Origin of the sequence: Sphingobium wenxiniae, assembly GCF_007830065.1 — a bacterium.
GTDB classification, from domain to species: domain Bacteria; phylum Pseudomonadota; class Alphaproteobacteria; order Sphingomonadales; family Sphingomonadaceae; genus Sphingobium; species Sphingobium wenxiniae.
The window spans coordinates 150,047-163,393 of sequence record NZ_VLKK01000001.1 but is presented as its reverse complement, the minus strand read 5'-3'; the positions used below and the strand labels follow the sequence as shown (position 1 = coordinate 163,393).

Genomic DNA, 13,347 nt, shown 5'->3' with positions numbered 1-13,347 from the left:
GCTTATTCCGCCGCGAACGTCACGACCAGGGCATCCCGCCAGGCGGGCCGTTCGGGATCGACGGCATGGATTTCCGTGACGCCGTGCAGGATGCGGCGATCGTCGATCAGCACCGCGTCGCCCGGCAGGGCCAGCGTGAACTCGCCCAGCCCGGTTCCGTCCGGCGCGCCGATACGGGTAACGCCCTCGCGTACATTGCGGCGTTCGATCAGCATCACGAAGACCCAGTCTACGCCGTCCCGATGCAATCCTTCGGGCGTGGGCCTGCCTGTCTCATCCTTGCCGGTTTCGATACGGAACTGATGCGCCTCGACATGCCAGGACGGCGCGCCGCGCTCCGCAAATGCCCGCGCGCACAGCGCGAAGACGGCCTGCATCACGGCGCCGTCCGCCGTTGCGTCCGCTACTGGATCGAACCAGCGCTGCACGTCGCCGTTCAGCGGATTATAATCGCGGCTCTGGAAATGCGGCTGATGCGGCTTGCGGATGAAGACTCCGTCCTCGCAGCGGAAAGCCGCGTGACGGCGGCGGCGGTAGCGCCCTCCGTCCGCCATGTAGAGATCGGAGCCAAGATCGTTCCAGCTTGCCGCGAAACTCTCCCATGCATCCGACGCGACATTCAGCAGCGCCAGCGTCTGGGCGCTCTCCAGCCGCGCGTAGCCCCGTTCCGCAAGGTCATCGCGCAGGTCGGGAAGGGCGGCGTCATATGTCATCGCATCCCCTTTTAGGAAAGCCGATCCCCGCCTGGCAGGGCCAATTGGATCAAACTGGCTCAACCGATCCAGTAGGGCACGATCTGCCGGTTGTCGGGATCGACATGGATCGGCCGGTCGGCGGGCGGGAACGCGCGCTGGTCGCAGCTTTGGCGCGGGCAGAGGCGGCAGGTGATGCCGATGGGCGTCGCCGCGCCCTCGTCCTCCAGCCGCAGGCCGTCCGCATAGACGAAGTTCGCCGCATGGGCGACTTCGCATCCCAGCACCACGGCATAGCGGCGCGGCGTTCGGGCGTAGCTGCCGGACGGCTTCACCAGCCCCTTGGCCATGGACACATAGCGCACCCCGTCCGGCGTTTCGCCAAGCTGCACGTTGATGCGGTCTGGAATGGCGACTGCCTCATGCACGTTCCATAGCGGGCAGGCCCCGCCGAAGCGCGCGAATTGCAGCCGGGTGGCGCTGTGGCGCTTCGTGATATTCCCCGCCATGTCGACCCGGCAGAAAAAGAAGGGAATGCCGCGCAGCCCCGGCCTTTGCAGCGTCGAGAGGCGATGGCATGCCTGTTCGAAACTGACGCCGAAGCGCCGCGCCAGCTTGTCGATATCGTGCCGGCTTTCCCGCGCCGCCTCCCGGAACGGAGCATAGGGCATCAGCAATGCGCCCGCCGCATAATTGCCCAGGCCGACGGCCAGCAGCCGGTCCGCGCCCGCCACGGACAGGGCGGCCTTCGCCACTATGTCCGCGATCAGCGTCTGCCCCTCCAGGATCATCAACTGATGGCCCAACATGAACTTGCGGCTTTCGGTGGGCAGGGCGGCGTTGACGAACAGCCGCCTGTCGTTCGCGCTATAGGTGCGAAGCGATGAGTCCGGCGTGTCGGCGATCAGCGTTTCGATACCGTGCCGCCGCGCCAGCGCTTCCACCAGCATCCCTTCGTCCAGCGCCTGCCCCGCGGTGAAGCTGGCGGCCATATCCTCCGCCAGGCAATCGAGCGGATGGACGTAATTGCCCGCCTCATGGAACCAGTCGCGCGCCGCTTCCCATGGCAGGCGGGCTTGCACGGCATGATCGTTGGCGATGGCCTCCTCGATCATGTTGATCCGCTCATTGGCGCGCATATGGGCGTTGTAGAGATCGACATAGCGGGCTGCGAATTCGGGGAATTGGAGATGAAGCTTCTCGATCCGCTCCGGCTCCAGCAATGCGCCCGGCAATTCGGGGTGCGCCAGGGCGAAGGTGAACGCGCCCAGAAGCTGCTCCTCCTCCCGGCTGTCGAAACTCGCCCAGTCGGTCGGGAAGGCGCTGGCGAGTGCTGCCTTCACCTTGGCGGTGAGCGGCCGGTCGTCATTCTCCAACTGGCTAAGATAGGATACGGAAATCCCAAGCGCCTGCGCCATGGCGGCCTGGTCCATGCGATGATCGATCCGAAGCTGACGGAGCCTCTGACCGGCGAAGATGCGATTGCCGCGTGCCATGCTGCTCCGCATAATTTGCAAAGTCGTGATTTGCAAATTAGCAAATTTACATTTGCGAAAAAGCGCCAAAGGCTGGAAAGGGGCAGGCATACCCGTCCGTACCGACTGGAGAGATGCCTTATTATGTCCAAGCTCGCCATCATCGAACAGCTTGAAGCGAAGCGCGAAGCCGCCCGCCTCGGCGGCGGCCAGCGCCGCATCGACGCCCAGCACGCCAAGGGCAAGCTGACCGCGCGCGAGAGGCTGGAGGTGCTGCTGGACGAGGACAGCTTCGAAGAACTCGACATGTATGTCGAACATAACTGCGTCGATTTCGGCATGGATGAGCAGCATATTCCGGGCGATGGCGTCGTCACCGGCTCCGGCACCATCAACGGCCGGCTGGTCTATGTCTTCAGCCAGGACTTCACCGTTTACGGCGGGGCGCTATCCGAACGGCACGCGACCAAGATCTGCAAGATCATGGACATGGCGCTGAAGGTCGGCGCACCGGTCATCGGCCTCAACGATTCCGGCGGCGCGCGTATTCAGGAAGGCGTCGCCAGCCTCGCGGGCTATGCCGAGGTGTTCCAGCGCAATGTGCTGGCATCGGGCGTCGTGCCGCAGATCAGCGTCATCATGGGGCCGTGCGCGGGCGGCGCGGTCTATTCGCCCGCCATGACCGACTTCATCTTCATGGTGAAGGATTCAAGCTTCATGTTCGTGACGGGTCCCGACGTCGTGAAGACCGTCACCAACGAAGTCGTGACGCAGGAGGAACTGGGCGGGGCCGTGGCCCATACCACCAAGTCGGGCGTCGCCGACGTGGCGTTCGAGAACGATCTGGAAGCGCTGCTGTCGGTGCGCGATTTCGTGGATTTCCTGCCCGCCTCCAACCGCGAGCCTGTGCCGGAGCGCCCCAGCGCGGACCCCTGGGACCGGGCCGACGAAAGTCTCGATACGCTGGTTCCGGCTAACGCCAACCAGCCCTATGACATGCATGAATTGATCCGAAAGGTCGTGGACGAAGGCGACTTCTTTGAAGTGCAGCCCGCCCACGCGGGCAATATCCTCTGCGGTTTCGGCCGGATCGAAGGGCGGACCGTCGGCATCGTCGCCAATCAGCCGATGGTGCTGGCGGGGGTGCTGGACATCAACTCGTCCAAGAAGGCGGCCCGTTTCGTCCGCTTCTGCGACGCGTTCGAGATTCCCATCGTCACCTTCGTCGATGTGCCGGGCTTCCTGCCGGGCACCGCGCAGGAGCATAACGGCATCATCAAGCATGGCGCGAAGCTGCTCTTCGCCTATGCCGAAGCGACCGTGCCAAAGATCACCGTCATCACGCGCAAGGCCTATGGCGGGGCCTATGACGTCATGTCCTCCAAGCATCTGCGCGGCGACCTCAACTATGCCTGGCCGACCGCCGAGATCGCGGTGATGGGCGCGAAGGGCGCGGTCGAGATCATCTTTCGCGGCAAGACTCCCGAAGAGATCGCCGAGCGCACCAAGGAATATGAGGACCGCTTCGCCAATCCCTTCGTCGCCGCGAGCAAGGGCTTCATCGATGAGGTGATCCAGCCCCATTCCACCCGCAAGCGCATCGCGCTCGGCCTCCGCAAGCTCCGCAACAAGAGCCTGGAGAACCCCTGGAAGAAGCACGACAATATTCCGCTCTGACATATCGGTCAGGTGACGGATCGTTAAAGCAAAAAGGTATTGGTCATGGACGATCGGGACATTTTCATTGTCGGCGCGGCGCGCACCGCGATCGGTGATTTCGGAGGGGCGCTCAAGGATGTACAGCCCGACGAGCTGGGCCGCATCGTTGCGGTCGCCGCCATGGAACGGGCGGCCGTCGCGCCCGCCGATGTACAGCACGTCGTTATAGGACAGGTCATCCAGAGCGGCCCGCGCGATGCCTATATCGCGCGCGTCATCGGCGTGAACGCCGGTATTCCCGTTGAAGCGCCCGCGCTGACGCTCAATCGTTTGTGCGGATCGGGGTTGCAGGCGATCATTTCCGCCGCGCAGACGCTGAAGCTGGGCGAGGCCGATATCGCCCTGGCAGGCGGCACGGAAAGCATGAGCAATTCCCCGCATGTGGTGAAAGCCGCCCGCTTCGGCACCAAGATGGGCGACATCAAGATGATCGACGCCATGCTGGAGGTGCTTTCGGACCCGTTCGAGCATTTCCACATGGGCATCACCGCCGAGAATGTGGCTGAGAAATATCAGGTTTCCCGCGCCGCACAGGATGCGCTTGCGGTCGAAGGGCATAGCCGTGCCGCAAGAGCCATTGTGGAAGGCCGCTTCAAGGAACAGATCGTGCCGGTGGAAGTGAAGAGCCGCAAGGGCGTCGTCACTTTCGATACGGACGAGCATGTCCGCGCCGACGCCAGCCTGGAGGAGATGGCGAAGCTCAAGCCTGCCTTCCGGAAGGAGGGCGGCACCGTGACACCCGGCAACGCATCCGGCATCAACGATGGCGCGGGCGCCGTCGTGGTGGCAAGCGGTAAGGCGGTGGCGGAAAAGGGCTTGAAGCCGCTTGCGCGCATCCTGGGATGGGGCCATGCGGGCGTCGATCCGCGGATCATGGGCGTCGGGCCGATCAAGGCGGTCCCCATCGCTCTGGAGCGGGCTGGTGTGACGCTTGATCAGATCGACGTGATCGAGGCCAATGAGGCTTTTGCCGCGCAGGCCTGCGCCGTCGCCAAGGAACTGGGCTTCGATCCGGAAAAGGTCAATCCCAATGGCAGCGGCATCGCGCTGGGTCATCCGGTCGGCGCGACCGGCGCGATCCTGACGGTTAAGACGGCCTATGAACTCAAGCGCACGGGCGGTAAATATGGCCTTATCACCATGTGCATTGGCGGCGGTCAGGGGATCGCCATGGTCATCGAGAATGTGGCATGAAACTCGGACGGCTTAACCATATCGGCATTGCGACCCCCTCGCTGGAGGCCAGCATCGTTTATTATCGCGACGTGATGGGCGCGACGAAGATCCACGAATCTTTCGATATGCCTTCGCAGGGCGTGAAGGTCTGCTTCGTTGACACGCCGGGCGAAAATGGCACCAATGGCACACAGATCGAGCTGATCGAACCGCTGGGCGAAAACAGCCCCATTCACGGCTTCATCGCCAAGAACCCGGCGGGCGGACAGCATCATATGTGCTACGAAGTGCCCGATATCCATGAGGCGAAGGCATGGTTTGAAGGTCTGGGCAAGAAGGTGCTGGGTGAACCCCGCATCGGCGCGCATGGCACGCTGATCTTCTTCGTCCATCCCAAGGACATGAACGGTGTCCTGACCGAAATCATGGAAACGCCCAAAGAGGCGCACTGAACGGAATGAACGTCTCTCGACTGCACTCGGGACGAACGGAGATTGAAGTGACCGACAAGCCGACGCTGGATCAATGGGCCGCCGCCGCGACCAAGGAAGTGAAGGGCAAGGACCTTACCTGGCACACGCCGGAAGGGATCGACGTCAAGCCGCTTTACACGGCGCAGGATGTGCAGGTCGATCCGGGCTTTCCCGGCTTTGCGCCCTTCACCCGCGGCGTGAAGGCATCCATGTATGCGGGGCGTCCGTGGACCATCCGCCAATATGCGGGCTTTTCGACCGCCGAGGAATCCAACGCCTTCTATCGCCGCAACCTGGCGGCGGGGCAGAAGGGGCTTTCGGTCGCCTTCGACCTTGCCACCCATCGGGGATATGACAGCGACCATCCGCGCGTCGTGGGCGACGTGGGTAAGGCGGGCGTGGCGATCGACAGCGTCGAGGACATGAAGATCCTGTTCGACGGCATTCCGCTCGACCAGATGTCGGTCTCCATGACCATGAACGGTGCGGTCATCCCGATCCTCTCCTTCTTCATCGTGGCGGGCGAGGAGCAGGGCGTCGACCGCAAGCTGCTCGACGGGACCATTCAGAACGACATTCTGAAAGAGTTCATGGTCCGCAACACCTATATCTACCCGCCCGAACCCTCGATGCGGATCATCTCCGATATTTTCGGCTATACCAGCCGCGAGATGCCGAAATTCAACAGCATCTCCATCTCCGGCTATCACATGCAGGAAGCCGGTGCGACGCAGGTGCAGGAACTGGCCTTCACCATCGCGGACGGCATGGAATATGTGAAATATGGCGTGGCGTCGGGCCTCGACATCGACAAGTTCGCGGGACGGCTGAGCTTCTTCTTCGCCATCGGCATGAACTTCTTCATGGAAGTGGCGAAGCTGCGCGCCGCACGCGTCCTGTGGCACCGCGCCATGACGAAGCTGGGCGCGCAGGACGAGCGCTCCAAGATGCTGCGCACCCACTGCCAGACCAGCGGCGTGTCGCTGACCGAGCAGGACCCCTATAACAACGTCATGCGCACCACCATCGAGGCGATGGCCGCGATGCTGGGCGGCACCCAGTCGCTGCACACCAACGCGCTGGACGAAGCCATCGCGCTGCCGACGGATTTTTCGGCGCGCATCGCCCGTAATACGCAGATCATCATCCAGGAAGAGACGGGCATGTGCAATGTCGTCGATCCGTTGGGTGGCAGCTATTATGTCGAAGCGCTGACGCAGGAACTGGTCGACCGCGCGCAGGAGATCATCGACCGCGTCCAGAGCGAAGGCGGCATGGCCAAGGCGGTCGCGGCCGGCTGGCCCAAGGCGATGATCGAGGAAGCCGCCGCCGCCCGTCAGGCCCGCGTGGACCGGGGCGAGGACGTGATCGTCGGCGTCAACAAATATCGCCTTGCCAATGAAGACCTGCTTGAAACGCTGGAGGTCGACAACACCAAGGTCCGCGAAGCGCAGATCGCCCGCATCAACAAGATGAAGGCGGAGCGCGACGAGGCGAAGTGTCAGGCGGCTCTGGACGCCCTTCGTAAGGGCGCGGCCAGCCCGGCGAGCATCGAGAACAACCTGCTCGCGCTGGCGGTGGAGGCGGCACGCGCCCGCGCGACGCTGGGTGAAATCAGCTCCGCGATGGAGGAGAGATTCGACCGCTACGGCACCGTGCCGACGCCGGTGAAGGGCGTCTATGCCGCGCCTTACAAGGACGACAGCCGCTGGAAACAGGTTCTTGACGGTGTGCAGGCCGTCGAGCGGCGCCTTGGTCGCAAGCCGAAGATCCTTATCGCCAAGATGGGGCAGGACGGCCACGACCGGGGCGCCAATATCATCGCTTCCGCCTTCGGGGACATGGGTTTCGACGTCGTGTCGGGACCATTGTTCCAGACGCCGGAGGAAACCGTCGTGCTGGCGCTGGATAGCGGCGTGGACGTGGTCGGCGCATCGTCGCTCGCCGCCGGGCACAAGACGCTGATCCCCGACCTCATCCGCCAGCTTCGCGAAGCCGGGCGCAACGACATCAAGGTGATCGCGGGCGGGGTCATTCCGCCGCAGGATTATGACTATCTCCGTGACGCGGGCGTGCAGGGGATTTATGGCCCAGGCTCCAACGTCGTGGAATGCGCCGCCGATGTGCTGCGCCTTCTCGGCCACAACATGCCCCCGGCGGGGCTGGAGGAAGCCGCTTGAACCAGATGACGCCCCGCACCGACTGGACGCGCGACGAAATCGCCGCGCTGTTCGACCTGCCCTTCAACGACCTGATGTTCGAGGCGCAGTCGATCCACCGCGCGAACTTCCCGCGCAACGAGGTGCAGCTTTCGACCCTGTTGTCGATCAAGACCGGCGGTTGCCCCGAAGACTGCGGCTATTGCAGCCAGTCGACCGAAGCGGAAAGCGGCCTCAAGGCCACCAAGCTGATGGACGTGCAGGCTGTGCTCCAGGCGGCGGCGCAGGCCAAGGATCATGGGTCGGGCCGTTTCTGCATGGGCGCGGCATGGCGCAATCCCAAGGAACGGGACATGCCCAAGCTGGTCGAGATGGTGAAGGGCGTCCGTGCGATGGGCATGGAAACCTGCATGACGCTCGGCATGTTGAGCGAGGGGCAGGCCAGGCAACTCGCGGATGCGGGCCTCGATTATTATAACCACAATATCGATACCTCGCCGGAAAACTACGCCAACGTCATCACCACCCGGACCTTCGAGGACCGGATCGAGACGCTGGAAAATGTGCGTTCGGCGGGCATCAACGTGTGTTGCGGCGGCATCGTGGGCATGGGCGAGACGCGGAGCGACCGCATCGGTTTCCTCCACGCGCTTGCCACCATGCCGCATCCGGAAAGCGTGCCGATCAACGCGCTGGTGCCGGTCGCTGGCACGGTGCTGGGCGATATGCTCAAGGACACGCCGCTCGCGAAGATCGATGAGGTCGAGTTCGTCCGCACCGTGGCCGTGGCGCGGATCGTCATGCCGCAGTCCATGGTGCGCCTGAGCGCGGGCCGCGAGAGCATGAGCGAAGCCTGTCAGGCGCTCTGCTTCATGGCGGGCGCGAACAGCATCTTCACGGGCGACAAGCTACTGACGGCGGCCAATGCCGGGGACGACAAGGATGCGACGCTGCTGGGCAAGCTGGGGCTGACGCCGATGATGGCGCAGCCGCACGGGCATCTGGAGGCGGCGGAATAATATTTCCCTTCTTCGGTCATGCTGAACTTGTTTCAGCATCCATTGTGCCTTTCCGGCCTTTGGTTCGAGAGGAGAGATGGGCCCTGAACTGAAAGTCGGCGCAAGCCAAACATGTTCAGGGTGACGGTCGCGAGGGAACAGGATAGCCCGCAAGGGCGAGAAGAATAGGACTGGGCAAGGACTAAAGATGGCAATCACCAAGATCCTGATCGCGAACCGTGGCGAAATCGCGTGCCGCGTGATCCGCACCGCGCAGAAGATGGGCATCAAGACCGTGGCGGTCTATTCCGATGCCGATGCGCGCAGCCCCCATGTGCTGATGGCGGATGAAGCCGTGCACCTCGGCCCGCCGCCCGCCGCCCAGTCTTATCTGCTCGCGGACAAGATCATCGAGGCGTGCAAGGCGACCGGCGCCGATGCGGTTCACCCCGGCTATGGCTTCCTGTCGGAGCGCGAGAGCTTCCGCAAGGCGTTGGATGCAGAGGGCATCATCTTCGTCGGCCCGCCCGCCAACGCCATCGCCGCGATGGGCGACAAGATCGAATCCAAGAAGCTGGCGATGGAAGCGGGCGTCAATGTCGTCCCCGGCTATGTCGGCGTGATCGAGGATACCGAACATGCGGTGAAGATCTCCAACGAGATCGGCTATCCGGTGATGATGAAGGCGTCGGCCGGCGGCGGCGGCAAGGGGATGCGCCTTGCCTATTCCGAGCAGGACGTCCGCGAAGGCTTCGAGGCGACCAAGCGCGAGGGGCTGAACAGCTTCGGCGACGATCGCGTGTTCATCGAGAAGTTCATCGAAAGCCCGCGCCACATCGAAATCCAGATCCTGGGCGACCAGCACGGCAATATCGTCTACCTCAACGAGCGCGAATGCTCGATCCAGCGCCGCCACCAGAAGGTGGTGGAGGAAGCGCCTTCGCCCTTCGTATCCCCCGAAATGCGCAAGAAGATGGGCGAGCAGTGCGTCGCCCTGGCGCGCGCGGTCGGCTATTTCAGCGCGGGCACGGTGGAACTGATCGTGTCGGGCGCGGACAAGACGGGGGACGGTTTCTACTTCCTCGAAATGAACACCCGTTTGCAGGTCGAGCATCCTGTGACCGAAGAGATCACCGGCCTCGATCTGGTCGAGCAGATGATCCGCGTCGCCAATGGCGAGGAACTCTCCTTCCGTCAGGAGGATGTGAAGATCAACGGCTGGGCCATCGAAAACCGCGTCTATGCCGAAGATCCCTATCGTGGCTTCCTGCCCTCGACGGGTCGTCTGATCCGTTACACGCCGCCCGAAACCGGCGATGGCGTGCGCGTCGACGACGGCGTGCAGGAAGGCGGTGAGGTCAGCATGTTCTACGACCCGATGATCGCCAAGCTGATCACCTGGGCGCCGACGCGCCTGGAAGCCATCGACAAGCAGATCGTGGCGCTCGACCGCTTCGAGATCGAAGGGCCAGGCCATAATATCGATTTCCTGTCGGCGCTGATGCAGCATGAACGCTTCCGTTCGGGGGACATCACGACCGGCTTCATCGCGCAGGAATATCCGGAAGGTTTCGAAGGCGCGCCGGCGTCGGAGGAACTGCTTCGCAAGCTGGCGGCTATCGGCGCGTTCGCCGCCATGGCACAGGCCGACCGCGCCCGCCGCATCGATGGCCAGCTCGGCAAGAAGCTGAAGGCTCCGACCGGCTGGCAGGTCAGGATCGGGGAAGCGATCCATGATGTCGTCATCATGGGCGACGACGTGACCGTCGACGGCGAGCCGCTGGACATGAGCCTTGAATATACGCCCGGCGACCGCCTGATCGAGGCGGAGTTCGGCGATGAGCCGCTTTCGGTCAAGATCGCGCCGGTGCGCGCAGGCTTCGTGCTGACCGCGCATGGCGCGAGCCACAAGCTGCGTATCCTGCCCGCTCACGCCGCGCCTTATGCGAAGCACATGATCGAGAAGATTCCGCCCGATCTTTCGAGGTTCCTCATCTGCCCGATGCCGGGCCTGCTGGTGGCGCTCAATGTGAAGGAAGGCGACAAGGTCGAAATCGGCCAGCCGCTCGCGGTGATCGAGGCGATGAAGATGGAGAACATCCTGCGCGCGCAAAAGGCGGGCGTGGTGAAGAGCGTCTCGGCGGCGCAGGGCGAAAGCCTGCCGGTCGACGCGATCATTCTGGAACTGGAATAGCCGTTTTGCAGGACATGGGCGAGAACAGGTCTTGCGCCTGTTCCTGCCTTGGCCGCCCGGATATCCGTTGAAACGCGCGGAAAGAAACTCGATGCCTGAACGCTCGACCTGAGAGTGGGATGGGTCTATCGGCGGAGCCATGCGTTCCTTTCCCGCTCCGCTCCGCTTGCGCCTCGATAGCGATGCGCTGGTTTCGAACTGGCAATGGCTTGCAAGGCAAAGCGGCGCGGCCGCCTGTGGCGCCGCGATCAAGGCGGACGGCTATGGTCTGGGCGCTCGCGAGGTCATGCGCCGCTTGATAGCCGCGGGTTGCAGGGATTTCTTCGTCTCGAACTGGCATGAAGCGGAGCAACTGGAAACCCTGCTGGAAACGGGGACCTGCCTGTCGGTCCTGCATGGGGTGCGTGAAGAAGACATGCCCCATGCCCGGATTTCGCGCGCCATGCCTGTATTATGCTCGCCCGGCCAGATCGAACGATGGAAAGCCGCTGGCGGGGGCGAATGTCACGTCATGGTCGATACCGGCATGAACCGCCTGGGAATCGACTGGCGGGATGACGTCGCCGCGCTGGTCGAAGGACTGCCGATCGATACCCTGTTCAGCCATCTGGCCTCGGCGGACGAGGACACGCCGTTAAACGCGCTTCAACGCGAACGCTTCCTCGCGATCAAGGCCAGGGTCGCAGCCCGGCGCTATAGTCTCGCCAACAGCGCAGGCATTTGCCTGGGCCGCGATTATGCCTTCGATCTGACGCGTCCGGGAATCGCGCTCTATGGCGGCATCGTGCACGATCTGGCCGCCCGCCATATCCGTCAGGTGGTGTTTCCCGAAGCGCAGGTGCTGCAACGCCGCCGTGTCATCGCCGGCGACACCATCGGCTATAATGCAACCTTCCGCGCGCCCGCCGATATGGATATAGCGATATTGAACCTTGGTTATGCGGACGGATATTTGCGCAGCTTTTCCGGCTGCGGCGCGGTATTCGTGGAAGGTGAGAGGCTGCCGCTCGTCGGGCGCATCTCCATGGACTTGCTGGCGGTCGACGTGACAGGCAAGCCGGGCATCGGCGAAGGGCAATGGCTGGGCATCGATTATGCGTTATCGCGGGCCGCCGCCGCATCGGGCCTGTCGCAATATGAACTTCTCACCGGCCTTGGAAATCGTTTCGATCGAATCTGGGTATAAGGAAGGCCGCCGATCCATCGACCGGCGGCCGCATCTCCGACGCTGAAAAATCAGCGCTCGATGCACATGGCGACGCCCATGCCGCCGCCGACACACAATGTTGCCAGACCCTTTTTGGCGTCGCGCTTCTGCATTTCATAAAGCAGCGTGGTGAGCACGCGCGCGCCGGAAGCGCCTATCGGGTGGCCGAGGGCGATGGCCCCGCCATTGACGTTCACCTTCGCCGGATCCCAGCCCAGCTCCTGTCCCACGGCCAGGGACTGAGCGGCGAAAGCCTCATTGGCCTCGATCAGATCGATGTCGTCCAGCGACCAGCCGGCCTTCTCCAGCGCGATGCGGGTGGCCGGGGCGGGGCCTATGCCCATGATCGCCGGGTCCACGCCGCAGGTGGCGAAGGAGGCGATGCGTCCCAGCACCGGCGCAGTGCGCCTGGCTGCTTCCGTCCCGCTCATGACGACCAATGCCGCTGCGCCGTCGTTGATGCCGCTGGCGTTGCCGGCGGTGACGGTGCCGTCCTTCTTGAAGGCGGGCTTCAATGCCTGCATCGCCTCCAGCGTCGCGCCGGTGCGGATATATTCGTCGCTGTCGACCACCACATCGCCTTTGCGGCCCTTGATCGTGACGGGCGCGATTTCGTCCTTGAAGCGACCGGCTGCGCGCGCGGCCTCCGCCTTGTTCTGGCTCGCGACGGCGAACTGATCCTGCGCATCGCGGGAAATCTGGTATTTTTCGGCCAGGTTTTCAGCGGTTACGCCCATATGGTAATTGTGGAACGCGTCGGTCAGGCCGTCGAGGATCATGGTATCGACCAGCGACAAGGCGCCCATCTTGACGCCGTTGCGCAGATTTTGCGCATGAGGCGCCATGGACATATTTTCCTGACCGCCCGCGATCATGATGCGGGCGTCGCCGGCCTTGATCGCCTGCGCCGCCAGCGCCACGGCGCGCAGGCCCGAACCGCAAAGCTGATTAAGCCCGATGGCGGTCCGTTCGACCGGAATACCAGCGTTGACCGCCGCCTGCCGGGCGGGATTCTGTCCTTGTCCGGCAGTCAGTATCTGGCCCAGTATGACTTCGTCCACGTCTCCGGGCGAGACACCCGCCTGCGCCAGGGCGGCGACGATTGCCGTCCTGCCCAGTTCGTGCGCGGGCGTGTTGGCATACGCGCCCAGGAAACTCCCGACGGCGGTTCGCTTGGCTGCGGTGATGACGATGTCTGACACGTTCACATCCTTGTATTGGGAAATCCTTAGGCCGATCGGCCCCTAGCGCGTC

General features: G+C 63.4%; 10 protein-coding genes. 7 read left to right on the top strand and 3 right to left on the bottom strand.

Annotated elements, in window-relative coordinates:
• Positions 1 to 2: 2 nt before the first annotated feature.
• Together IQ35_RS00715 and IQ35_RS00710 are read right to left on the bottom strand one after the other, a co-directional pair.
• Complete coding sequence (locus IQ35_RS00715; protein WP_021246513.1) at positions 3 to 713, bottom strand: 2OG-Fe dioxygenase family protein; 711 nt, start codon at positions 711 to 713, stop codon at positions 3 to 5.
• Between the two features lie 59 nt (positions 714 to 772).
• On the bottom strand, positions 773 to 2,188 hold the full coding sequence (locus IQ35_RS00710; protein ID WP_021246514.1) for a helix-turn-helix domain-containing protein: 1,416 nt from the start codon (positions 2,186 to 2,188) through the stop codon (positions 773 to 775).
• 123 nt (positions 2,189 to 2,311) lie between these two features.
• On the opposite strand from IQ35_RS00710, the gene IQ35_RS00705 reads away from it, so the two are divergent.
• The 7 genes from IQ35_RS00705 (at position 2,312) to alr (ending at position 12,072) form a co-directional block, all read left to right on the top strand.
• Positions 2,312 to 3,844, top strand: a complete 1,533-nt coding sequence (locus tag IQ35_RS00705) for an acyl-CoA carboxylase subunit beta (RefSeq protein ID WP_021246515.1) — start codon at positions 2,312 to 2,314, stop codon at positions 3,842 to 3,844.
• Between the two features lie 45 nt (positions 3,845 to 3,889).
• A complete protein-coding gene (bktB, locus tag IQ35_RS00700; RefSeq protein WP_145071601.1) occupies positions 3,890 to 5,080 on the top strand; it encodes a beta-ketothiolase BktB in 1,191 nt (396 codons plus the stop codon).
• Complete coding sequence (gene mce / locus IQ35_RS00695) at positions 5,077 to 5,514, top strand: methylmalonyl-CoA epimerase (RefSeq protein ID WP_145071599.1); 438 nt, start codon at positions 5,077 to 5,079, stop codon at positions 5,512 to 5,514. Before bktB ends, mce begins: the two co-directional genes overlap by 4 nt.
• A 47-nt stretch (positions 5,515 to 5,561) precedes the next feature.
• On the top strand, positions 5,562 to 7,715 hold the full coding sequence (gene scpA / locus IQ35_RS00690) for a methylmalonyl-CoA mutase (RefSeq protein WP_145071597.1): 2,154 nt from the start codon (positions 5,562 to 5,564) through the stop codon (positions 7,713 to 7,715).
• Between the two features lie 5 nt (positions 7,716 to 7,720).
• Complete coding sequence (bioB, locus tag IQ35_RS00685; protein ID WP_031292003.1) at positions 7,721 to 8,713, top strand: biotin synthase BioB; 993 nt, start codon at positions 7,721 to 7,723, stop codon at positions 8,711 to 8,713.
• A 187-nt stretch (positions 8,714 to 8,900) separates the two neighbouring features.
• Positions 8,901 to 10,886 carry an acetyl-CoA carboxylase biotin carboxylase subunit gene (locus IQ35_RS00680; protein WP_021246520.1) on the top strand — a complete coding sequence of 662 codons (1,986 nt, stop codon included), beginning with the start codon at positions 8,901 to 8,903 and terminating at the stop codon, positions 10,884 to 10,886.
• A 139-nt stretch (positions 10,887 to 11,025) separates the two neighbouring features.
• On the top strand, positions 11,026 to 12,072 hold the full coding sequence (alr, locus tag IQ35_RS00675) for an alanine racemase (protein WP_145071595.1): 1,047 nt from the start codon (positions 11,026 to 11,028) through the stop codon (positions 12,070 to 12,072).
• Positions 12,073 to 12,122: 50 nt separating this feature from the next.
• Here the strand turns inward: alr and IQ35_RS00670 are convergent, their stop codons facing one another.
• Entirely contained in the window at positions 12,123 to 13,295 is a 1,173-nt protein-coding gene (locus IQ35_RS00670; RefSeq protein WP_031292004.1) for an acetyl-CoA C-acetyltransferase, read from the bottom strand.
• Positions 13,296 to 13,347: the final 52 nt, after the last annotated feature.